This is a genomic window from Dysosmobacter sp. Phy (genome assembly GCF_054476235.1).
Genome location: NZ_CM136997.1, coordinates 618622 through 641433, shown reverse-complemented (window position 1 = coordinate 641433; position 22812 = coordinate 618622). Strand labels below are relative to the sequence as shown.

At 65.0% G+C, this 22812-nt stretch carries 22 protein-coding genes; 12 read left to right on the top strand and 10 right to left on the bottom strand.

All coding sequences use genetic code 11. The features are described from left to right. Positions 1-11: 11 nt before the first annotated feature. A complete protein-coding gene (locus ACVDHE_RS03205) occupies positions 12-1154 on the bottom strand; it encodes a CdaR family transcriptional regulator (protein ID WP_458885567.1) in 1143 nt (380 codons plus the stop codon). 130 nt (positions 1155-1284) lie between these two features. Between ACVDHE_RS03205 and ACVDHE_RS03200 the strand changes: the two genes are divergently transcribed. Beyond that, the gene (locus ACVDHE_RS03200) at positions 1285-2250 is read left to right on the top strand and encodes a D-2-hydroxyacid dehydrogenase (RefSeq protein WP_458885566.1); all 966 of its coding nucleotides are present in this window, start codon (positions 1285-1287) and stop codon (positions 2248-2250) included. Positions 2251-2330: 80 nt separating this feature from the next. On the opposite strand, the gene ACVDHE_RS03195 is transcribed toward ACVDHE_RS03200, so the two are convergent. From ACVDHE_RS03195 to ACVDHE_RS03175, 5 genes are read right to left on the bottom strand one after another with little or no spacing between them, the layout of a single operon-like run. Beyond that, positions 2331-3008 (bottom strand): AroM family protein, encoded by a 678-nt coding sequence (locus tag ACVDHE_RS03195; RefSeq protein WP_458885565.1) that lies wholly within the window; start codon positions 3006-3008, stop codon positions 2331-2333. A 59-nt stretch (positions 3009-3067) separates the two neighbouring features. Further along, complete coding sequence (locus ACVDHE_RS03190) at positions 3068-4006, bottom strand: DUF1177 domain-containing protein (RefSeq protein ID WP_213039631.1); 939 nt, start codon at positions 4004-4006, stop codon at positions 3068-3070. Positions 4007-4037: 31 nt separating this feature from the next. Then, positions 4038-4721 (bottom strand): aspartate/glutamate racemase family protein, encoded by a 684-nt coding sequence (locus tag ACVDHE_RS03185; protein ID WP_213039630.1) that lies wholly within the window; start codon positions 4719-4721, stop codon positions 4038-4040. Positions 4722-4756: 35 nt separating this feature from the next. Then, a complete protein-coding gene (locus ACVDHE_RS03180; RefSeq protein ID WP_458885564.1) occupies positions 4757-5698 on the bottom strand; it encodes an aminopeptidase in 942 nt (313 codons plus the stop codon). A 23-nt stretch (positions 5699-5721) separates the two neighbouring features. Further along, positions 5722-6810 (bottom strand): DUF917 domain-containing protein, encoded by a 1089-nt coding sequence (locus ACVDHE_RS03175; RefSeq protein WP_325226760.1) that lies wholly within the window; start codon positions 6808-6810, stop codon positions 5722-5724. Positions 6811-7120: 310 nt separating this feature from the next. Between ACVDHE_RS03175 and ACVDHE_RS03170 the strand changes: the two genes are divergently transcribed. After that, a complete protein-coding gene (locus ACVDHE_RS03170; protein ID WP_213039627.1) occupies positions 7121-7933 on the top strand; it encodes an IclR family transcriptional regulator in 813 nt (270 codons plus the stop codon). Positions 7934-8000: 67 nt separating this feature from the next. On the opposite strand, the gene ACVDHE_RS03165 is transcribed toward ACVDHE_RS03170, so the two are convergent. Next, complete coding sequence (locus ACVDHE_RS03165) at positions 8001-9086, bottom strand: DUF917 domain-containing protein (protein WP_458885563.1); 1086 nt, start codon at positions 9084-9086, stop codon at positions 8001-8003. Positions 9087-9155: 69 nt separating this feature from the next. On the opposite strand from ACVDHE_RS03165, the gene ACVDHE_RS03160 reads away from it, so the two are divergent. The 10 genes from ACVDHE_RS03160 to abc-f all read left to right on the top strand — a co-directional run bounded on the left by ACVDHE_RS03160 (position 9156) and on the right by abc-f (position 19809). Then, complete coding sequence (locus tag ACVDHE_RS03160; protein ID WP_458885562.1) at positions 9156-9317, top strand: hypothetical protein; 162 nt, start codon at positions 9156-9158, stop codon at positions 9315-9317. Positions 9318-9459: 142 nt separating this feature from the next. Beyond that, positions 9460-11130, top strand: coding sequence for an OPT/YSL family transporter (locus tag ACVDHE_RS03155; protein ID WP_458885561.1), 1671 nt, complete (start codon positions 9460-9462; stop codon positions 11128-11130). Positions 11131-11332: 202 nt separating this feature from the next. Further along, positions 11333-12208, top strand: coding sequence for a phosphate ABC transporter substrate-binding protein (locus ACVDHE_RS03150; RefSeq protein ID WP_458885560.1), 876 nt, complete (start codon positions 11333-11335; stop codon positions 12206-12208). A 294-nt stretch (positions 12209-12502) separates the two neighbouring features. Further along, positions 12503-13339 carry a phosphate ABC transporter permease subunit PstC gene (gene pstC / locus ACVDHE_RS03145; RefSeq protein ID WP_458886152.1) on the top strand — a complete coding sequence of 279 codons (837 nt, stop codon included), beginning with the start codon at positions 12503-12505 and terminating at the stop codon, positions 13337-13339. Positions 13340-13342: 3 nt separating this feature from the next. Further along, positions 13343-14191 (top strand): phosphate ABC transporter permease PstA, encoded by an 849-nt coding sequence (gene pstA, locus ACVDHE_RS03140; protein ID WP_325224226.1) that lies wholly within the window; start codon positions 13343-13345, stop codon positions 14189-14191. Between the two features lie 17 nt (positions 14192-14208). Further along, entirely contained in the window at positions 14209-14964 is a 756-nt protein-coding gene (pstB, locus tag ACVDHE_RS03135; RefSeq protein ID WP_249539366.1) for a phosphate ABC transporter ATP-binding protein PstB, read from the top strand. Between the two features lie 17 nt (positions 14965-14981). Beyond that, complete coding sequence (gene phoU / locus ACVDHE_RS03130) at positions 14982-15629, top strand: phosphate signaling complex protein PhoU (RefSeq protein ID WP_213039621.1); 648 nt, start codon at positions 14982-14984, stop codon at positions 15627-15629. Between the two features lie 87 nt (positions 15630-15716). After that, a complete protein-coding gene (locus ACVDHE_RS03125) occupies positions 15717-16382 on the top strand; it encodes a response regulator transcription factor (protein ID WP_458885559.1) in 666 nt (221 codons plus the stop codon). Between the two features lie 13 nt (positions 16383-16395). Further along, entirely contained in the window at positions 16396-18084 is a 1689-nt protein-coding gene (locus ACVDHE_RS03120; protein WP_458885557.1) for an ATP-binding protein, read from the top strand. A 237-nt stretch (positions 18085-18321) separates the two neighbouring features. Continuing rightward, positions 18322-19809: a ribosomal protection-like ABC-F family protein gene (gene abc-f, locus ACVDHE_RS03115; RefSeq protein ID WP_458885556.1), complete on the top strand. Its 1488-nt coding sequence runs from the start codon at positions 18322-18324 to the stop codon at positions 19807-19809. A gap of 45 nt (positions 19810-19854) precedes the next feature. On the opposite strand, the gene ACVDHE_RS03110 is transcribed toward abc-f, so the two are convergent. The 3 genes from ACVDHE_RS03110 to ACVDHE_RS03100 are packed head-to-tail and all read right to left on the bottom strand — an operon-like array spanning position 19855 to position 22774. Further along, positions 19855-20556, bottom strand: coding sequence for a cysteine hydrolase family protein (locus ACVDHE_RS03110; protein WP_458885555.1), 702 nt, complete (start codon positions 20554-20556; stop codon positions 19855-19857). Beyond that, positions 20553-21422, bottom strand: a complete 870-nt coding sequence (locus ACVDHE_RS03105; protein WP_458885554.1) for a putative RNA methyltransferase — start codon at positions 21420-21422, stop codon at positions 20553-20555. The genes ACVDHE_RS03110 and ACVDHE_RS03105 overlap by 4 nt, the downstream gene beginning before the upstream one ends. After that, positions 21383-22774: an MATE family efflux transporter gene (locus tag ACVDHE_RS03100; RefSeq protein ID WP_458885553.1), complete on the bottom strand. Its 1392-nt coding sequence runs from the start codon at positions 22772-22774 to the stop codon at positions 21383-21385. Before ACVDHE_RS03100 ends, ACVDHE_RS03105 begins: the two co-directional genes overlap by 40 nt. Positions 22775-22812 lie beyond the last annotated feature (38 nt).

The window sequence follows — 22812 nt, the reverse complement described above, 5'->3', positions numbered from 1 at the left end:
ATTGCCTCCTCTCAGGATTCCTCCAGCCCGGCAAACAGGCTGCAAAGACACAGCAGCACGCTCTCACGAGGATTGTGCACGCTGTATCCGGTTTTTTCCTTCAGTTTTTGCAGGCGGTAGTGGCAGGTGTTTTTGTGGACGTACAGGGCCTGGGCCATCCGGTCTACCTGGCCGTCGTATTGGAAATACAGCCGGACGGTCTCCAGCAGCTCCTGCCGCTCCCGCTCCGGACAGCTGCCGAACACCTGCCGGAACAGGTCCCTGCGGATGGCGGCGGGAATACTGCGGGCCAGAAATTCCAGAGACACCTGGTTATAGAACAGGATACCGCCGCCGGACCGGGCGGCCAGGCAGGCGGTCCTGGCCTCCTGATAGCCCCGGCGGACCTCCAGGCCCCGGCGGCCCTGGGCGCTGACGCCCCCGCAGATCCGGGCGGAAAAGGCGGATTCCAGTTCGCTGCGCAGACGGTCCAAGGCTGCCAGCAGGGCGTGACGGCCCCGGCTGTGATACATCAGCAGGATCCGCTGGTTCACCACGGCGCACAAAGCGCCGTCCTCTCCCCGGAGGTAAGGCTGGATATGCTTGAGATAGCGGGCGTTGCGCATCTCCCGCAGATCCTCCGGCGTGCCTGCCGCCTCCTCTGGAGCGTCCACCTCCAGGATCACCACGGTCCAGGCCTGGGTGGTGTCGATCCCCAGCAGCCGGCCCCGCAGTTCCAGGTCGCCCTGGTCTGCATGATCGGAGAACAGCCAGGTCTCGATGAAGCACTGGCGGGCGCCCTCCAGCAGCGTCTCCTGCTCCTGCCGGCGGGCCTCCCGCAGCAGGATCTCCGTCATCCGCTTGATGACGCTGCCCAGGGGCTCCACCTGCTCCGGCGGACCGGTGATGCCGATGACCCCCACGGTCTGCCCGTCCATGTGAATGGGCAGGTTGACGCCCCGGCGGGTGCCGGCGGAGGAATCGTCCTGGCGGACCACCAGCTTGTCCTGCCCCGTGCGAAGCAGCTGCTCTGCTCCGGCATGGCGCTGCCCCACCCGATGGGGGTCCGTGCTGGCCAGAATGGTGCCGCTGCCGTCCATGAGGTTGATATCCCGGCCGGTGACGGACTTCATCTCGCTGACGATGGCACGGGCGGTCTCCTCTGCGATAAACATACCAGCCCCTCCTTTGTGCGGAATACAAGAAACAAGAGAAAATTTTATACAATATACAATTTTACCTTTATTATACTGAAAACAATGAAAAAGGCAAGCACGCAGCCGGCATTGAATAAGGAGGAACGCTATGAAGATCGTGATTCTGGACGGATATACGGAAAATCCCGGCGACCTGAGCTGGGGCGAACTGGAGAAGCTGGGGGAGCTGACGGTCTATGACCGCACCAGCCTCACCGATGAGGCGGAGATCATCTCCCGGATCGGTGACGCCGAGGTGGTCCTCACCAACAAGACGCCCATCAGCCGCCGGACCTTTGACGCCTGCCCGGGCATCAAGTTCGTGGCCATGCTGGCCACCGGCTACAATATGGTGGACGTGGCTTATGCCCGGGAGAAGGGCATCAGCGTGTCCAACGTGCCGGTGTACGGCACCCGCTCCGTCAGCCAGTTCGCCATCGCTCTGCTGCTGGAGGTCTGCCACCACATCGGCCACCACGACCGGACGGTCCATGAGGGAAAATGGGAGAACTGCGCCGACTGGTGCTACTGGGACTATCCGTTGATCGAGCTGGCGGACAAGACCTACGGCCTGCTGGGCTGCGGCAACATCGGCATCCACACTGCGGAGGTCGCCAAGGCCCTGGGTATGCACGTGATCGCCTATGACGCCAGGGAGACCGAGGCAGGCCATGCCCTGGGTGTGGAGTATGTGACGCTGGACGAGCTGTTCGCCCGGTCCGACGTGCTGGGCCTCCAGATGCCGCTGTTCCCCTTCAACACCGGCATCATCAACAAGGAGAACATCGCCAAGATGAAGGATGGCGTCATCATCATCAACAACAGCCGCGGACAGATGGTGGTGGAGCAGGACCTGGCAGACGCCCTGAACAGCGGCAAGGTGGCCGCCGCCGGTCTGGACGTGGTGTCCACGGAGCCCATCCGGGGCGACAACCCCCTGCTGAAAGCCAAAAACTGCATCCTCACGCCCCATATGTCCTGGGGGGCCAAGGAGAGCCGCCAGCGGATCATGGACTGCACGGTGGACAATGTGAAGGCCTACCTGGCCGGCGCGCCCATCAATGTGGTAAACTGAAGAGAAACGATCCCCGGCCCGGAGGCTTTGCCTCCGGGCCGGGGATCTTGCTGTATGGGATCAGGCGGGGAAGAGGCGGCTCACTGGGCCACGTCGGTCAGCTCGGAGACCACGCGGGCCAGCAGGGTCCGGGGCAGGACCACCAGCTTGCCGCTCTCCCGGGCGAAGAGCTCCTTCATCTCCTGGGTGAAGCCGATGCAGTCCAGCACCACCAGGTCGCCGTCCAGGTCTTTGACCTGCCGGGCGGCGGATTCCAGGTCGGCCATGGGGCCGTAGGGGGAGGCGGGGATGGTGGTGACCTTCTCCACGTACTGGCCCCACTTCTCCTGGCACTGCTCCACCTGGAGGGGAGAGGGGGTGACGGTGATGATGTGGGAGGTCTTGGTCAGCAGGGGCACCACCCGGTCCAGAATGTCGCAGGGGTAGATCAGGGGCACCTTGGCGGTCAGGGAGGCGGGGAACTTACCGGTGCAGAAAAAGACGATCAGCCGGGCGCCCGCCTCCTCCAGCTCGTGGATGGCCTCCTGGAGCCGGGGCAGGATGTACCGCTCGGCGAAGGTGACGGAGGTGCCGTCCAGCAGGCGGGAGACCAGCACGTAGTCCCCCTCCTGGGGCTGGAAGGCGGAGATCTGCTCCACAGTCAGGCCGTCCAGGCCGCCCCGCTGCATGAGCTCCACCTTTCCGTTGAAGATGTCCATGATGTCGCTGGTCACGTCGGCCCGGGGTGCCTGGCCGATGGTGATGGCGCCGATTTTCATTGCGTGTCCGCTCCTTTCTTTGTGAAAGGCCCCCGGCGGGTGCGCCGGGGGCCGTGATCTCATTCCTTGCCCAGGGTCTGCAGGTGCTTCATGGAGCCGTAGAGCTTCTGAATGCGGGCGTACTCCGCCTCGTCGTAGAAGGCGAACTCACCGCGGCCGTAGGCCTTGGCGGCCTCCAGCATGAAGCGGGCGGCCTCCTCCACGTCGGTGTAGTGGCTGCATCCGGTGCCGCAGCCGGGGACCATGGTCTCGGCGGTAATGGCCACGCCGATCACCGGGGCGGAGGTGCAGGTGCAGGGCTGCATGATGCTGTTGATGTGGTGGATGTCGTTGCCGTAGGGGGTGATGTCCTGCATGTTCACGGGGAACACATAGGGCAGGCGGCCGGTGGTGCGCTGCATGATGTCCAGCAGGGCCTCCGGCAGGCGCAGGATCCAGCCCTCCTTCACCGGCTGGGACAGGGCGAAGCCCCGGGTGTTGATGACCCGGTTGCCCTTGGTGGTGTCCACGGAGAAGATGGCGTCCAGCTCCGGGGAGACCTCCTCCTGGTTGATCTGATAGGTGTCCACGGGGGAGTTCATGAAGGGCACGGGGTCATGGGGCTGGGTGGGGGAGAAGGGGCTGATGTGCGTGGAGATGAACACGTCGCCGGGCAGGAAGTCGCCCTTCATCTGCATGTCCAGCAGCTTGGCCGCCACGGTCAGGGCCGCCAGGGCGCCGTCGCCGTCGGAGACGTAGCCGATCATCTCAGGCCGGGCACCGATGGCGCCCAGACGGCCCAGGATGCCGATGGTGGGCACCTTGCCGCCCTTGGTCTTGCCGTCGGTGCCGGGGATGCGGACTTTTACCATGTCGGTCTTGCCCCGGGGCCCCACCAGCGGGTAGGTCTCGATGTTGGCGTCGGGATTGATGCCCTTGAGGTAGGCCACCACGTCAGCGCCGGTGACCACGCTGCTGTCCAGCAGGTCGTAGACCTCAATGAGTTGTTTGATCAGCATAGAATCTTCCTCCTTAGAAATATATGTAATGTCAGTTCTGCGCCGGGGCGGGCTGCTGGGCCCGCCGCAGAAGTTCAAACAGAGTCACGGCGCCCTCGCACAGCACCGGGTCCAGCACGGGGATGCCCAGCTCGTCCCGGATGAAGGGAGCGATGCCGATGGTGGCCATGCCGGTGCAGCTCAGGGCCAGCACCTGGGCTCCCAGTTCCTGCTGGTGCCGGGCGGCGGCCATGGTGGCCTCCCGGCCGGCGGGGGTCATGAGATCCAGGGTGGAGCGGACCCCCTCGCCGATGCCCGCCTCGGGGATCAGGGCGTCGCCCAGGATCCGGGGATAGGCCTCGGGGATGTCGGCGGTGATGCCCAGGGTGCCCACCTTTCCGCCGTAGAACCGTGCCAGGGTGGCGGTGCTCTCCCCGCCGCCAATGACGGGGATGGGGACCTCCGCACGGGCCTGGGCCACGCCGGGATCCCCGGCGCAGCTGACGATGATGGCGTCGAAGCCCTCCTCGTACATCTGCCGGGCCATGGCAACCACCTTGGGCACACCGGCGGCCATGGTGGCGTCGTCGTGGATGCCCTCCCACTGGTCAGGGATGCAGCGGGACACGGTCTGGAACATGGGGTAGTACTGCTCCAGCAGACGGCCGTGGAGGTTCAGCAGCTCCGGGTCCTCGGTGGTCAGTACGCGGATCACGCCGATTTTGTAAGTGTTCATGCGTTCGCCTCCCGATTTTTTGATGTGGTTGACGCTCAGATGACGAACTCGCCGTCCTTCAGGATCAGCTGGTCGTCGAGGTACAGCGTGGGGTTGAGGATCACGCCGTCCATGTGGCAGTCGGCCTTGTTGGTGCCCTGGAAGCCGATGTTGGTGCCGAAGGCGATGTGGACGGTGTGGTAGGCCTTCTCGTCCTCCAGGATGATGCCGGTGACCCGGGCGGCGTGGTTGGTGCCGATGCCCAGCTCGCACAGCGTGGCGTTGCGGTCGTTGGCCAGCAGGACGCCCAGCTTCTCGGCGCCGGGGCCGGTGATCTCCTTCAGCTTGCCGCCCTCCACCCGCACGCGCAGGGGCTCGTCCAGCTTGCCCAGGCCCACCATGGACCCGTCAATGACCATCTCGCCGTTGGAGCCGTCCTCCAGGGGGGCGATGTAGGCTTCGCCGGAGGGCAGGTTGCCGGACTGGCCCTTCTCCCGGTACACACCGGGGCTGGGGATGCCGGGGCGGCCGGTCAGGTCCAGGGTCAGCACGCAGCCGTCCTTCTCAATCCGGGCGGTGGCGGCCTTGGTCAGCAGCTCCGTCACCCGCAGCGTCAGGTCCATGACCTGGTCGTAGTCGGCGGTCATGGCGCCCTGGCTGAACATATCCTCAGTGATGTTGGGCATGGTGGCCACCCGGGCGCCGGCCTTGGCGGCCTCGATCTTGGCCCGGGTGTGGGTGATGGAGGTGGCCATGGGGGCGATGACCACGTCGGCGGCCTTCATGGCGGCGGCCACGGCGGCGGGGGGCTCCTCGCCGCTGACCTGCCGAGGGGTCATGGTCATCAGCAGGGCCTCGGCGCCCAGATCCTGGGCGGCGTTGTAGAGGGCGGTGCCGATGGGGAGTTTTTTGTCATCGGTGACGATCAGCACCTGCTCGCCCGCCCGGACGTTCAGGCAGGAGACCATCATGCGCTTGGCGATCTCTCGGAGTTCCATGTTGTGTCAGCTTCCTTTCTCGTTCACAGTCCCAGGGGCTCCAGCATGGGCCGGCGGATGATCTCCTCGGCCTGGGCCAGCAGCTCCCGGTCGTGCATGGTGGGGGACAGGTTCAGGTTGCGGTTGTGGGTGGTCAGCACAAAGACTTCCTGGCCCTCCCGGATGTCGGAGGAGGGCAGGGGCCGGCCGGTGGCGGCGTCCACGGTCATGATGAGGTCCGGGAAGGTGGCCACCCGGCTGCCGTCGGGGGCGTCCAGGGTCATGTACTCGTTCCAGAAGGTCAGCTCGTGGCCGTCCACGGTGACGGTGCCCACATCGAAGCCGCCCTCGCCCCGGAGGGTGTAGTGCTCCACGGCGCCCCTGCACAGCACCCGGCCGTGCAGGAACTCCGCCGCGGCCTCCACGGCCTTCTGGGGAGAGACTTCCAGGCCCTGCTCGTACACCTGGCCCAGCTGGATGGCCTGGGAGATGCCGCCCACGGCGCCGTTTTCCCGGACGTAGGCGGCGGTAACCGGGTTGCGGGCCACGCCCACCACGCCGCCGGCCTCCACGGAGGCGGCACGGACCAGCCGGGCAGTGGCGTCGATGGTGCCCCGGAACACGCCCTCCACATACCGGCCCGTGGCCGGATTGCCGCCGGCGCAGGTCATGGTGGTGACGTAGCCGGGCAGCCGGTGGAGGTTCATGCTGCCCATGACGCCGGTGGGATGGGCCCGGCCGTTGCACTGGGCGTCCACCAGGGGCAGTCCCAGAGCCGCCGCCTGCACCCAGCCGTTGACCGTGGCACACCAGCCGTTCTCATTGGTCATGACGGCGGCCAGGGGCGCGCTGCCGGCGTTGCGCTGGAACAGCTCCACCGTGCGGATCATATCCTCGGGGGTCAGGAACTGCTCCTTGGCGGCGGGAGCGCCCACCAGGGACACGGAGAGCACGGTGGCCTCCGGGTCGATCTCCTCCAAAGGCGTGAGGTACAGCGGCGGCATGGACTCCAGCTTCTCCAGCAGCATTTGGCCCATGGCAAAGGAGCCGCCTCCGCCGCCGCCCAGCAGACAGCCGCCCAGCATGGCCCAGCGGCCCGCCTGGCGGTCCAGCAGACGTTTTTCCTGTTTCATCGTGATCCTCTTCTTTCTTTTCGGGAACCGCTGCATCCGCCCGCACCGGACCCTCCGGCACCGACATTCCGACTGTCAGCGGCAATTTTCCGATAATCGGAATAATTAACGAGAAAATCCGGCGGAAATCGTACATAATATACAAATACACTGCGGTTCTTCTGTATATTTATATAGATATCACAAGCGGGTAGCGGTGTCAAGCCGCGGTTTGTGCGCAAAGGTATCTTCCTTTTTCCGACGGGACACGATATAATATCAGCAATTATAAAAAAACCGCCTTCAGGCGGGGAAAAGGAGGCGGAACGTCATGGACAAAGCGGGCGGAGCCAAGTATCAGGATGACCCCAACTATTTGCAGACAGCCGGCCGTACCCTGGAGGTATTGCAGCTGTTTTTGGAGGGAGAGAGCCTCTCTCTCACCGCCGTGGCCCGGCGGATGGAGCTCAGCAGCACCGTGGTTTACCGGCTGCTGTATACCCTGACGGCCCACGGCTTTCTGATCCAGGATGAGGACAAGAGCTACCGGGTGGGTCCGGCCCTGGTGTCGGCGGGCCTCCGGGGCCTCCAGGCCCACAAGGCCCGGGCGGTGGCCAGCCGCTATATGTGGGAGTTTTTCCGCCAGAGCGGCTGCACCGTCACCATGACCGCCTGTCTGGATATGCGCAGCGTGGTGGTGGAGCGGTTCCGCTCCATCCAGGACCAGAACGACACCCCCTTCGTGGGCCACAGCTATCCCCTTCACGCCGGTGCCTCTCACCGGATCCTGCTGGCCTTTCTGGACAGGGAGCGGCAGGAGGCGTACTTACAGGACCTGTTCATGGACGAGCGGACCCGGGAGGACCTGCGCCGGGAGCTGGCGCGGATCCGGGAGCGGGGCTACGACTACACGGAGCAGGCCATCACCAAGGACGTGTGGGGCATGTCGGTGCCCCTGTTCGACAGCCGGGGTATCTGTGTGGCGGGGCTGAGCATCGGCGGGTACCTCTCGGAGATGACGCCGGAGGTGTTCCGGGACCGGCTGCGGATGCTGCGCCAACTGGCCCGTCAGATCAACCGGGCCCTGGGTGCGCCGGAGCGATGTATGGAGTTCCCCATGGCAGAGGAGCTGCCGCCCCGATGAGGAGGGGCCGGATGACAGAAGAGCGGACGGAGGCTGTTGCCTCCGTCCGCTTTTTGGGCTCCGCAGGTCATGCCTCCAGAAGAATATCCCGGATGTAGGGCACCAGCGGTCGGTCCACGATCCGCTCCAGCTGGCCGTACAGGGCGCCATCCCGAACTCCGTCCGCCAGCAGCAGGCGGTGCCGGTCCGCCGCAGTCACCGCGATCTCCATACCCTCCCGCAGGGCGGCGGTAGTCACCACGGCGCCGGTGACGGCGTCAAAGGTGGCGATCAGGTCCGGGAAGGTGGCCAGCCGCTCCCCCTCTGTCTCCAGGGTCATGTACTCATTGTAAAAGGTCAGATGACAGGTGCCCTGTCTGCTGCTCACCAGGGCCTCGCCATGGTCCAGACCGCCCTCTGAGATCAGGCGGTACCCCGTCACCCGGCCCCGCAGCACCACCCGGCCTCCCAGCGTCTCCATGGCGGCCTCCGGGCGGTCCGCCGGAGCGGCCCCCGCCATGGCCCGGCCCAGGGCCAGGGCCTGGGTGTAGGTGCCCAGGGCGCCGGTCCGGAGCAGATACCCGGCGGTCACGGGGTTGCGGACCACAGCCACCCGGCCGCCCGCCAGATCTGCCGCTTGACGGCACAGGCCGGCGGCGGTGGCCACGGAGCCGGTACAGGCCAGTTCCGTGTAGGTGCCGTCGGCCTGGCTGCCGCCGCAGGCGGCCTGTATGGATAGGTACGCCGGCTCTCGGGTCAGACCCAGGGATCCCATGGTTCCCAGGGGGTGGGCCCGGCCGTCGCAGGCCGCGTCCACCAGAGGCAGGCCCCGGGCCGCCGCCGTCAGGAAGGGGCCAAAGGCCGCGTTGCCGCCCATCTCCGACGGGATGAAGGCTGCAACGGCCTTTCCCAGCCGCTGTTCCAGCAGTTCCAGGGCCCGGAGGTAGTGGGCGCTGGTGTACATGGTGCCGCCCCGGGAGGGAGCCCCCACGCCGGAGACCGTGGCCACCAGGGCCTCCTCCGGCAGGGCCTCCGCCGGGATCAGCTCCACGGGGCCCATCTCCAGAGCCGCGGCGGCAGACCGGAGTCCCTGCTCGGCGGAGCCGCCGCCTCCGCCGCCCAGCACCTGCGCCCCCAGGGACAGGGGGGCGATATCGGACCGTTCCAGAATCATACTCAAATTCCCCTCTCCGCCGCCGGAGCAGAGCACCCGGCGGACATTTTCTCGAAATCTGCATTTTGCATGGAAGAATATGCGCCCTTGCATGCTGTCCAACTATCCGGAGGAGCGCAACCGCTGAGCGGAAATGCCTGTTCCGATAATCGGAAAACAGGAAAATATATAAAAAGTTTTTTCATTTCAGGAAAAAAACAGGGATTACATAGGATATTGTTAGGATTTTAACTGAAAACTCCGGCAACGTCAATCGGGAAAACCGGGGATTGACAAAATATTTATGATGATGTAATCTGCATACATGACTCGATCGGCTTTCATTTTTCGACCCGGTTCGCCAATGGGAGCTGAAGGAAAGAGGAGGAAGAAAATGGAAGAGAAAAACCTGAGCGGTCTCAACATTACCGCGAAAGAGCATCCCAAGTGGTACGAGCCGGCTTCCCTGATCTTCGCTACCCTGATGTGCATTCTGGGTACGATCATCGGCATGGAGCTGATCGTGGCCACCGGCACCACTCCCAACACCTCCCTGGTGGGCGCCCTGTTTGCCATCGTGTTTTCCCGGATCCCCCTGAGCGTGTGCAAAAAGTTCCGCAGCATCCACCGGCAGAACCTGATCCAGACCTCCATCTCCGGTGCCACCTTCTCCGTGGCCAACTGCATGCTGCTGACCATCGGCATCCCCGTGGTCATGGGCTATCCGGAGCTGATGGTGCCCATGCTGATCGGCTGCACCCTGGCCACGATCATCGACGCCTCTATCCTCTACAAGTGCTTCGACACGCCCATGTTCCCGGCTGAGGGCGCCTGGCCTCCGGGCGTGGCCTGCGCGGAAACCCTGCTGGCCGTCATTGAAAAGGGCAAGAAGGCCTTCGGCATCATCATCGGTATGCTGATGGGCGCCGTGGGCAAGGCCGCCGGCATCCCCATGGACCTGCTGGGCGTTTCCTGGTTCGGTAACTTCTGGGCCATGATGGCGCTGGGCATCGGCAGCATCATCATCGGCGTCATCAAGACCAACGCCTTCTCCTTCGCCCTGTTCAGCTTCAACTTTAACTTCGTGGACGGCATCTTCGGCGAGAATTTCGTGTACAGCGATTACATCTCCCTGAATTACCTGCCCCACGGCATCATGGTGGGCGCCGGCATCGTCTCCTTGATCCAGTGCGGCATCATGCTGATGAAGAAGAGCGACGGCAACACCTCCGCCGCCGGTCAGTTCACCTCCAGCATGAAGAACATGAAGGGCGCCCTGGGCATCGGCTTCGGCGCCTACGCCGTGGTGGCCATGGTCCTGGCCGTGGTCTGCGGACTGCTGACCGACATGTCCATCCCCATGTTCATCCTGTGGGTCCTGTTCGCCGCCTTCGCGGCCCTGGCCTCCGAGCTGATCGTGGGCATCTCCGCCATGCACTCCGGCTGGTTCCCCGGCTTTGCCACCGCTCTGATCTTCCTGATCGTGGGCATGCTGATCGGCTTCCCGCCCCTGGCCCTGGGCATCCTGGCCGGCTACACCGCCGCCACCGGCCCCTGCTTCTCCGACATGGCCTATGACCTCAAGTGCGGCTACATTCTCCGCGGCGAGGGCAAAGACCCCGAGTTGGAGAAGGTCGGCCGCCAGCAGCAGTTCTATGCCGAGCTGTTCGGCTTTGCCGTGGCCTTCGTCATGGCCCTGCTGTTCGCCAACAAGTACTTCGACCAGGGCATGTTCGTGGCCGTCAGCAACACCTACAAGTCCACTATCGAGGCCGGTACCAGCATGGAGGTGGCCAAGTGGCTGCTGATCTGGGCCGTGCCCGGCGCCGTGATCCAGTGGCTGGGCGGCCATAAGCAGATCGGCATTCTGTTCGCCACCGGTTTGCTGGTGGGCAGCACCATCAACGGCATCACCATTCTGGTGGCTCTGCTGATCCGCTACATCGCCGTCAAGCGCAACCCCGAGAACGAGGCCACCCTGACCATCCTGGGCGCCGGTGCTCTGGCGGGTTCCGCGCTGTACAGCTTCTTCACTGCCACTCTGGGCCTGGTCAAGCGCAACTGATCTGCGCAGGCTGCGTCAAAAACTGCAAAAAAGCGCCTGCCTCCTTCCGGAGGCAGGCGCTTTTTTGCACCCGTTCGGGAGAAGCATAATTCCGGCCTTTTTACTCAGACTTTACATAGGATTGGTGTCGGATTTTACTTGCGGCCGCCTATACTATGGCCGTGGCACCAAGCAACAGACATATGTAAAGGAGTAATGATTGATGAAAAGAGCGATTTCCATTCTGCTGTCTCTGACCCTGACTGCCGCGCTGCTGGCCGGCTGCGGCTCTGACAAGACCACGGAGGATACCGCCGATACCACCGGCGACACCACCACGGAGGAGGCTGCTCCCCAGCTCAGCGGCTCCGTCTCCACCGACGGCTCCACCTCCATGGAGGAGGTCATCGGCGTCCTGGGCGAGCAGTTCCAGGCCGACACCGGCGTGTCCGTCACCTACAACCCCACCGGCTCCGGCTCCGGCATCGAGGCCGTGAAGAACGGCAGCTGCGACATTGGCCTCAGCTCCCGCGCCCTGAAGGACGAGGAGAAGGCCGCGGGCCTCACCGAGACCATCGTGGCCCTGGACGGCATCGCCGTCATCGTCAACGCTGAGAACACCGTCACCGATCTGAGCCTGGAGCAGATTGCTGAAATTTATACCGGCGCCGTCACCGACTGGTCCGACCTGGGCGGTACCGCCGGCGCCATCGCCGTCATCGGCCGTGAGTCCGGTTCCGGCACCCGCGACGGCTTCGAGTCCATCACCGGCACCGAGGACAAGTGTGTCCTGGCTCAGGAGCTCAGCTCCACCGGCGCCGTCATCGAGGCGGTCCGCACCACTCCCGGCGCCATCGGCTACGCCTCCCTCTCCGCCGTGGAGGGCCAGGAGGGCATCACCGTTCTGACCGTGGGCGGCGTGGCTCCCTCCGAGGCCACTGTTCTGGACGGCAGCTACGCCATCCAGCGGCCCTTCGTGTTTGCCACCCGTGCCGACGAGCCTCTGTCCGAGGCTGCCCAGGCCTTCTATGACTTCGCCACCTCTACTGCCGCCAACGACCTGATCGCCGCTGCCGGTGCCGTGCCTGTGGCGCAGTAAAAGGGACCTGACGGACCAACATTCCAACAAACGCGGGTCAGCCGCCGCACCGCGCAGGGTGCGGCGGCCGTTCCGCTGGGGTGCGTCTGAAAGCAGCCGGAGGGTCTCCGGCGGTTTTGAGATGCACCCCCACACCGGGGCCAGCGCCCCTGACAGCAAAGGAGAATCTGCATGGAACATGAGATCGCGGGGATGGCCTTTCGGCCCGTGCCGGGCGGTGTGCTGACCGCTGATGGGCGAAAGAAGGGACCGGGCCCCCGGGGCAAGGGAAGCCGCAAGGCCCTGGAAAAGGGCATGGGGCTGCTGTTTTTTGTCTGCGGCATCGTTGCCGTGGCCTTTGTGCTGGCTATCAGCGTCTATCTGGTGGTCTCCGGCCTGCCGGCTATTGCGGAGATCGGACCGGTCAAGTTTCTTTTCGGAAAGCGCTGGTACGCCTCCGCCAATGACTTCGGCATTCTGGCCATCATCCTCACCTCGTTTGCCGGCACCGCCGGCGCCATTCTCGTGGGCGTGCCGGTGGGGCTGATGACAGCAGTGTTTTTGTCCAAGGTGGCGCCGCCCAGGGTGGCCGCCGTGATCCATGCCGCCGTGGAGCTGCTGGCGGGCATCCCTTCGGTGGTCTACGGCCTGGTGGGCATGATCCTGCTGGTGCCCGCCATCCGAGTGGCCTTCGATCTGCCCTCCGGGGCAACGCTCCTGGCGGCCATCATTGTGCTGGCTGTTATGATCCTGCCCTCTATCATCTCCGTGTCGGAGACGGCACTGCGGGCCGTGCCCCGGGAGTATGAGGAGGCGTCCCTGGCACTGGGGGCCACTCACATCGAGACGGTGTTCCGCGTCAGCGTGCCCGCTGCCCGCAGCGGCATCGCCACCGCCATCGTCCTGGGCATCGGCCGGGCCATCGGCGAGGCCATGGCCATCATCATGGTGGCGGGCAACGTGGCCAATATGCCGGGGCTGCTGACGCCGGTGCGGTTTTTGACCACCGCCATTGTCTCGGAGATGTCCTACGCCTCCGTGGGCTCCCTGCACCGCAACGCCCTGTTCTCCATTGGGCTGGTGCTGTTTTTATTCATCATGATGATCAACGTCTTTTTGAACGTGTTCATCAAGCAGAAGAAGGAGGACTGAACCATGGGCAACCGGTCCCTCTCCGCCCGCCGACGCCTCTACGACCGGACGCTGCGGGCGCTGCTGTACCTCAGCGGCTTCATCACCTGCGCGCTGCTGGTGCTGATCATCGGCTATATCTTTTACCGCGGGATCCCCAACGTCACCTGGCAGCTGCTCTCCACCCAAACCAGCTACCTCAACGACACCATCGGCATCCTGCCCAACATCCTCAACACCCTCTATCTGGTGCTGCTGGCCATGGTGATCGTGCTGCCCCTGGGCGTGGGCGCCGCCATCTACCTGACGGAGTATGCCACCAATCGCAGATTGGTGGCGGTCATCGAGTTCGCCACCGAGACCCTGACGGGCATCCCCTCCATCATTTTCGGCCTGGTGGGCATGCTGTTTTTCATCCAGCTTTTCGGCCTCAAGACCGGCGTGCTGGCGGGCAGCCTCACCCTGGTGGTGATGATCCTGCCCACCATCGTCCGCACCACCCAGGAAAGCCTCAAGACCGTGCCCCAGTCCTACCGGGAGGGAGCTCTGGCTCTGGGGGCCGGTAAGTGGCACATGGTCCGCACCGTGGTGCTGCCCAACTCTGTGGACGGCATCGTCACCGGCTGCATCCTGGCGGTGGGCCGTATTGTGGGCGAATCCGCCGCTTTGCTGTACACCGCCGGCTTCGGTGTGGTGCTCAATGATTTCCTCACCTCTCTCCAGGCGGCCTCCGGGTCGCTGACGGTGGCGCTGTATATGTACAGCGAGCGGGGTGAGACGGCCGTGGGCTTTGCCATCGCCACCATTTTGATGCTGCTGACCCTGCTGATCAACCTGGCCGCCACCCTCGCGGGGCGGAGACTGAAGAAATGAACGGGAGAGAATCCGATATGTCTGCCATCATTGAAGTAAAGGACCTGAACCTGTGGTATGGCGCGCACCACGCCCTCCACAGCGTCAGCGTGGACATTCCGGCCCATGAGATCACCGCCCTGATCGGGCCCTCCGGCTGCGGAAAATCCACCTTTTTGAAAACCCTCAACCGCATGAACGATCTGATCCCCGGCATCCGCATCGAGGGCTCGGTCAACTACGGCGGTCAGGACATCTACGACCCCACGGTGGACACCACCTGGCTGCGCAAGCAGATCGGCATGGTGTTCCAGAAGGCCAACCCCTTCCCCATGAGCATCTATGACAACGTGGCCTACGGACCCCGGACCCACGGCATCCGGTCCCGGGCCAAGCTGGACGAGATCGTGGAAAACTCCCTGCGCGCCGCCGCCATCTGGGACGAGGTCAAGGACCGGCTGAAAAAAAGCGCCCTGGGCCTCTCCGGCGGCCAGCAGCAGCGCCTTTGTATCGCCCGGGCCCTGGCAGTGGAGCCGGAGGTGCTGCTGATGGACGAGTCCACCAGCGCGCTGGACCCCATCTCCACCTCCAAGATCGAGGACCTTGCGGTGGAGCTGAAAAGCAAGTATACTGTCATCATGGTGACGCACAATATGCAGCAGGCCGCCCGGGTGTCTGACAACACCGCGTTTTTCCTGCTGGGTGATCTGGTGGAATTCGGAAAGACGGAGCAGATCTTCTCAACCCCCTCCGACAAGCGCACCGAGGACTACATCACCGGACGGTTCGGATAAGGGAGGAATGGAGAGATATGCGCAATCGTTTTGACCAGCAGCTGGAGCGGCTGCATGTAGAGATGATTCAGATGGGCGCACTGTGCGAGGATGCCATCGCCGCCGCGGCGGAGGCCCTGATCCGGGGGGACGAGGCCCTGGCCCGGTCCGCGCAGGAGGCCGAGCGGGAGATCGACCAGAAGGAGCGGGAGGTCGAGAGCCTGTGCCTGAAGCTGCTGCTGCAGCAGCAGCCGGTGGCAAAGGACCTGCGGGAGATCTCCTCGGCACTGAAGATGATCTCCGACCTGGAGCGCATCGGCGACCAGGCGGCGGACATCGCGGAGCTGACCCGTTTTGCCCGAGTGCCCGAGGGGTCCGGAAGGGTCCACATCGGGGAGATGGCCAGAGCCGTCATCCGCATGGTCACTGACAGCGTGGACTCCTTTGTCAAGGGGGATCTGGACCTGGCCCGGGCGGTCCGCGCTCAGGACGACCAGGTGGACGCGCTGTTTGATCAGATCAAGAAGGAACTCATCGCCCTGATTGCGGTGGACGCAGCCTCCGGAGAGCTGTGGCTGGACCTTATTATGGTGGCCAAGTATCTGGAGCGCATCGGCGACCATGCCACCAACGTGGCCGAGTGGGTGGAATACGGCATTACCGGTATCCACCCCGCCGGGGACTGAGTACCGCCGCCCACCGGCGGAGAGCGGGCGGCCATAAGCCGGGGGAGACCCCGGCCTATGGGCCGATTTTCACATAGGAGGCAAGCCATGATCTACTTACTGGAAGACGACGACAGCATCCGGGACTTTGTCATCTACTCCCTCAACAGCCAGGGAATGGAGGCCCGGGGCTTTGGCCTGCCCTCGGAGTTCTGGCGGGCAGTGGAGGAGACGGCGCCCACCCTGGTGCTGCTGGACATCATGCTGCCGGAGGAGGACGGCCTCAGCGTACTGAAAAAGCTCCGTTCCGGCCCCAGGACTGCATCAGTGCCCGTTATTATGCTGACAGCCAAGAGCACGGAATATGACAAGGTTCTGGGGTTGGACGGCGGGGCGGACGACTATGTGGCAAAGCCCTTCGGCATGATGGAGCTGCTCTCCCGGATCCGCGCGCTGCTGCGGCGCACAGAGCGCAGCAGCGGGCCTTTGCACATGGGCTGCCTGGAGGTGGATCCGGACCGCCATACCGTTCATGTGGAGGGCCGGGAGGTGGCGCTCACCCAGAAGGAATTTGAGGTGCTGTGCCTGCTGCTGCGCAGCCGGGGGCGGGTGCTGTCCCGGGAGACCCTGATCCAACAGGTCTGGGGCTACGCCTTCACCGGTGAGAGCCGCACCGTGGATGTGCATATGCGCACGCTGCGGCAGAAGCTGGGGCCCGCGGGCGCGTATATCGAAACCGTTCGGGGCTACGGCTACAAAATCAGCGAGATGTGAGGAGGCGGAGATCATGACAAAGCGGATCTTCCGCTCCATCCTGGGTGTGACGCTGGTGGTGCTGGCGGCCAGCCTGGTGCTGGTGACCGGCGTACTCCACGGTTATTTTGAGGACCAGGTGGGCCGGGAGCTGGCCGCCAGGGCGGCCTATATCGCGCGGGGAGTGGAGCAGAGCGGGACAGAGTATCTGAAGGACCTGCCGGGTGAGAGCCGGATCACCTGGGTGGACTCGGACGGCACAGTCCTCTGGGACAACCAGGAGAATCCCGCCGCCATGGACAACCACGCTCAGCGCCAGGAGATCCGCCAGGCTCTGCTGGCCGGAACCGGCACCGCTGCCCGTTACTCGGATACCCTGGCGCAAAAGACGCTGTATTACGCTCTGCGGCTGTCCGATGGCTCCGTGGTACGGGTAGCGGATACCCAGTACACCGTCTGGGCCATGGTACTGCAGGCCGCCCAGCCCGTGGCGCTGATGATGCTGCTGGCGGCGGTGCTGGCTCTGGCGCTGGCGTCCCGGGTTTCAAAGCAGCTGGTGGCGCCCATCAATCAGCTGGATCTGGACGCACCGGAGACCGCGGAGTGCTACGAGGAGCTCTCCCCGCTGCTGGGGAAGATCCGCAGCCAGCAGCGGCAGATCCGCCGGCAGATGGAGGATCTGCGCCAGCGGCAGGAGGAGTTTGCCGCGTTGACGGAGACCATGAGCGAGGGCTTCGTGGCGGTGGATCAGGAGACGAGGGTGCTGGCCTGCAATCCGGCGGCGCTGCGGCTGCTGGGCGCCCAGGCGGCGCCGGAGGGCGAGAGCGTCTACGCTCTGAATCGGGAGGCGCCCTTCCGCCGCTGTGTGGAGCAGGCCCTGGCGGGCCGGCGGTGCGAGGTCCTTCTGGAGAGTGAGGACAGCTGCCGCCAGGTGATCGCCAGTCCCGCCCGGCGGGAGGGGCAGACTGCCGGCGCGGTGCTGATGGTGCTGGACGTGACGGAGAAGGAGCGCCGGGACGCTCTGCGCCGGGAGTTCACCGCTAATGTCTCCCACGAGCTGAAAACGCCCCTGACCTCTATTTTGGGTACCGCAGAGATTTTGAAAACCGGTATGGTGGCTCCGGCAGATGTGGAGCACTTCGCCGGCAACATCCACCGTCAGACACAGCGGCTGATCAGCCTGGTCAACGACATCATCCGATTGTCCCGGCTGGATGAGGGCGGGGACCTGGGCCCCTGGGAGAGCGTGGACCTGCACGCCGCTGCCCGGCGGGTGCTGGATCGCCTGACTGACGCGGCCCAGGGCAAGGGTGTTGCCCTCACTCTGACCGGCGGCGGGGCGGTGGTCCGGAGCGTGCCCCGGATCGTGGAGGAGATCCTCTACAACCTCTGCGACAATGCCGTGGTCTACAACCACCCCGGCGGCAGTGTCACCGTCACCGTGGAAAACGGGTCTGATGGGGCGCGGGTCAGTGTAACCGATACCGGTGTGGGAATCCCCCGGGAAGCGCAGAGCCGGGTGTTTGAGCGGTTCTACCGGGTGGACAAGAGCCACTCCGGCGGCGGCACAGGGCTGGGATTGTCCATTGTCAAGCACGGAGCGGCCTACCTGGGCGCCCGGGTGGACCTGGAGAGCCGGGAGGGCAGGGGCAGTACCTTCACGGTGACCTTCCCGCCGGAGAGAGACGGGACTTGCGTCCCGGACAACAGCGTGGTATCATAAGAACAGAATTTGACGAAGGGGTGGGAAGATGCGCAGCTGACTTGCGAGTTTCACGCGGAAAACGGACGGCTCACGGCCGTCCCGGTGCCGCGCGCCCGCAGGAACGCTGACGCTCTCTTCCCGGACCCCTTGTGAACGGACCTCCGCTGCGGCGGAGGCCTCGCGGCTGTGTGTCCGGCCGCGGGAGAGGTGCGCCTTTCCCGCGGCCGATTTTATTTGATTGGAAGGAGCACAGCCATGTCACTGATCGAACTTACGGATCTGACCTTTGCCTATGACGGAAGCCCGGAGCCGGTATTTGAGGGGCTGACCCTCCAGCTGGACACCGACTGGAAGCTGGGCTTCACCGGCCGCAACGGGCGGGGCAAGACCACGCTGCTGCGGCTGCTGGCGGGACAGCTGCCCTGCGGCGGCAGCATTGCCGCCTCCGTAAACTGCGTGTATTTCCCGTACCCGGTGGACCGGCCGGAGCAGACGGTCCGGGCCGTGGCGGCCGCCGCCGCGCCGGAGGCGGAGGAGTGGCAGCTCCGGCGGGAGCTGGGGCTGTTGGATCTGCCGGAGGAGGCCCTGGACCGGCCCTTTGCGACCCTCTCCTTCGGGGAGCGGACGAAGGTGCTGCTGGCGGCGCTGTTTCTCCGGGAAGACGCCTATCCGCTCATCGACGAGCCCACCAACCACCTGGATCTGGAGGGGCGGCGAAAGCTGGCATCGTATCTGAGCCGCAAGCGGGGGTTCCTCCTGGTGTCCCACGACCGGGACTTCCTGGACCGGTGCACAGACCACACCCTGGCCCTGACGCCCACCGGGGCTCAGGTGCGGCGGGGGAGCTTTTCCGTCTGGTGGGAGAACAAGCAGCGCCAGGACGATTTCGAGCGGGCCCGGCAGGAGAAGCTGCAAAAGGACATCGGCCGCCTGAATGAGGCGGCCCGCCGGGCCTCCGCCTGGTCCGACCGGACCGAGCAGGGGAAGTTCGGCGTGGACAAGACCGGCGCCAAGGCGGCAGACCGGGGCTACGTGGGCCACCAGGCGGCCAAACTGATGAAGCGGTCCAAGGCCATCCAGCGGCGGCGGGAGGAGGCCGTGGAGGAAAAGTCCCGGCTGCTGCGGGACGTGGAGAAGCAGGAGACGCTGCTGCTGCGGCCCCGGCCCAATCCGCCGGGCCGGCGGCTCCTGGAGCTGCGGGACGTGTCCGTGGCCTACGGCGGCCGCACCGTCTGCGCCGGCGTCGGCTTTGAGGTGTGTTCCGGAGAGCGGATCGCCCTCCGGGGTCCCAACGGCTGCGGCAAGACCAGCCTGCTCCGTCTGGCCCTGGGGGAGCTGACTCCTGCCGCCGGGCGGGTGGAAACACGCAGCGGCCTGGTGATCTCCTGCGTGAGCCAGAGTACCGATAGCCTCTCCGGCAGCCTGACGGACTTCCTCCGGGCCCGGGGGCTGGACGCCACCCGGTTCCACACGGTGCTGCGGAAGCTGGATTTCCCCCGGTCCCAGTTTGAGATGGACCTGTCCCGGTACAGCGCCGGGCAGAAAAAGAAGGTGCTGCTGGCCGCCAGCCTCTGTGAAGAGGCGGACCTTTACATCTGGGACGAGCCGCTGAACTACGTGGACGTGCTGAGCCGGATGCAGGTGGAGGAGCTGATCCTCTCCTGCCGGCCCACGCTGCTGTTCGTGGAGCACGATGGGCGCTTCTGCGGCACCGTGGCCACCCGGACGGTGGACCTGGGATAACAAAAAGGGAGCGTATGCTTTCGGCATACGCTCCCTTGATCTTCGTTACCACCGGTCCGGCCAGTATATGCCGTCGGGGCCCTCTGCAAAGGGCTCGGGGATGATGTCCTCGCCCTCCATGGCCGCCCGGATAGCGGCGGAGGTGTCCGGCACCGTGTCGGGTGCAAAGTCCCGGAAGGCGGCGCTGTCCATCAGGATGGCGCCGGCCCGGCCCATGTCCTCCAGGTTCACCCGCTGGATCTCCTCGGTCTGGGAGGAGCAGCAGTCCGTCAGTACCACGGTGTTGTACTCCAGGGCGATGGCGTCGTAGCAGGTGGTGCGGACGCAGTTGGGGGTGGTAGTGCCCGCCAGGATCACGGTCCGGATGTCCAGCCGCCGCAAGATCAGGTCCAGCTCTGTGTGGAAAAAGGCGCTCCACCGGGGCTTCCAGATGGTGTAGTCTCCGGGCCGGGGCCGCAGGCCCTCCGGCGCCTGGGCGCTGTTGGGACCGGTGGAGGCGGGACCGCAGGCCCGCCCGCCTGCCACCCACCCGGCATACCGGGTCAGCTCCACATCGCTGCCGTCGGCGCGGTAGATGCGCTTGACGAAGAACACCGGGATGCCCTTTTCACGGGCGGTCTCCACCGCCCGCACGCAGGCGGGCACCGTGGACTTGGCAAAGCGGATGCAGTGGCCGCCCTCCGGCTCCACGAAGCCGTTTTCCATGTCAATGAGGATCAGGGCCGAACGGGTGGGATTGGCGTTCATAGGGAGTCCTCCTTTTTTTGGAAGATATGGATGCGGAAGGCGATGCGGCAGTCCAGCTTCTCCAGCTGCGCAAGCCGCTCCGCTCCCTCCTTCGGGGTTTTCCAGCAGTAGGGGGTCATGTGGTACAGGGCCTGGATGTCCGCCGGGCAGGGCAGGTGGATGGTATCCTCCGCCGGCACGATGGTGCGATAGGTGAAACCCTCATAGGGCGTCTCCTTCTCCTCGTTGGGGTAGGGGTGGTCGTAGAGGACCTCCTTCAGCTGCCACAGGTGGTCCGCCGACGGGACCACGTAGAGGAAGTGCCCGCCGGGCCGCAATACCCGCCGGAACTCCTCCAGGGCCAGAGGGGAGAAGCAGTTCAGCAGCAGGTCCACACTCTCGTCCGCCAGGGGCAGGCGGTAGGACGAGGCCACGGCGAACTCGATTTCCCGGCACCGGCGGGCGGCGTAGCGGAGAATGAACTTGGAGATGTCGGTGCCCGCCATGACCGGTTGCCTTCCGGCGGCGGTCAGGGCCGCATAGATGCCGGTGGTGTAATACCCTTCACCGCAGCCGGCGTCCAAAATCCGGGGCGCTTCGCCGGAAAGGGACAAAATCTGACTACAAAGCGTATTAAGCAGCGGCCTGTAATACTCTTTGGAGAGGAATTCCCGCCGGGCAGCGGCCATGGCCTTGTCGTCTCCGGGAGCGGCCGAGTGCTTTTGGTTGGGGGGCAGCAGGTGGACGTAGCCCTCCCTGGAGATGTCGAAGCTGTGGCCTGCCGGGCAGCGGTAGGTGTGTTCCGTCCGCTCCAGAGGCGCGGCGCAGAGGGGACAGCAGAACAGGCTCATGCCGCAGCGCCTCCCCGGGTGATGTCGTTGATCCATTTCCGGCTGCGCAGCCGCAGTACGCCCAGGGGCATTTTACATACGTTTTCCGTCTGGATGCACAGGCACACAATGGTGACCGGCGCATCCAGCACCAGGGCGGCCAGGGTGGTCAGCGGGACCGCCACCACCCACAGGGGAGCCAGGTCGATGACGAAGGCCATGCGGGCGTCGCCGCCGGCCCGGAGGAGGCCGGTGATGTTGGTGATGTCAAAGGCCTTCATAGGCATCATGCAGATGTACACCACGCACATGGTGACGGCGATCTGGAGAGCCAGCCCGTCCAGGTGGAACAGGGGATAGAGGTAGGGGATGAACACCGTGGGCAGTACCACAGCCAGGGCCGCGGCCACCACGATGCCCACGCCCAGGGACACCGTCAGCAGGCAGCAGCCCAGGGAGTAGACCTCGTCCTTCCCGGCGCCCTCGCCGATCCGCTTGCCCACGATCACGGCGGTGGCCCCCGCCACGCCGAAGCAGGTGACGGTGGAGAACTTGTCGATGTTGCCCATGATGGCGTAGGCCGCCAGCATGTCGGCAGAGATGGCCATGTGGCCCATGATGGCGGTCATGACCGTGGTGCCCAGGCCCCAGAAGCTCTCGTTGACAATGACCGGGGAGGCGTACTTGAGGAAGCTGGCGGTCATGGCCCGTCCGGGGCGCAGCAGTGCCTTCGGCCGCAGAGGCACCCGGTGGGTGACTGCGGCGGCCGCTGCCACGATGGCGAACTCCACGATCCGGGAGGTGAGCGTGGCGATGGCGGCGCCGGTGACCCCCAGGGCCGGGGCGCCCAGCTTGCCGAAGATCAGGACATAGTTGAGGAAGGTGTTCAGCAGCATGGACGCGGCGAACACCGCCAGGCCGAACACCGGCCGCTCCGTGCTGCGCTGCATGGACACATACACGGAGCTGACGGCGTTGAACACGTAGCTGACGCCCACGATCCGGAGGTACGGCATCCCCAGCTCGATCAGCAGGGCGTTGTTGGTGACAAGGCCCATGACCTGCCGGGGCAGGAAGAACATGGCGGCGGCCATGGCCAGGGCAATGCCGAGGCCAGCGTACATGGCCACGCCCATGGAGCGGTTGATGGCGTCGATGTCGCCTTTGCCCCAGTACTGGCTCACCAGTACGGTCAGGCCGCTCATCAGGCCGAAGATGATGACCTGGAGCAGGAAAATGGGGGAGTTGGCGGCGGTGACGGCGGAGAGTTCGTTCTGGCCCAGCAGGCCCACCATGAAGGTGTCCACGAAGCCTAGAGAGGTGGTGATGAGGTTTTGCAGGATCAGGGGCAGGGCCAGCAGCCACATCCGCTTGTAAAAGCCCCGCTCCCGGCGGAGGAAGGACGGCATGGGTACAACTCCTTTGAAACGAGGGCCTGTGAAGGCCT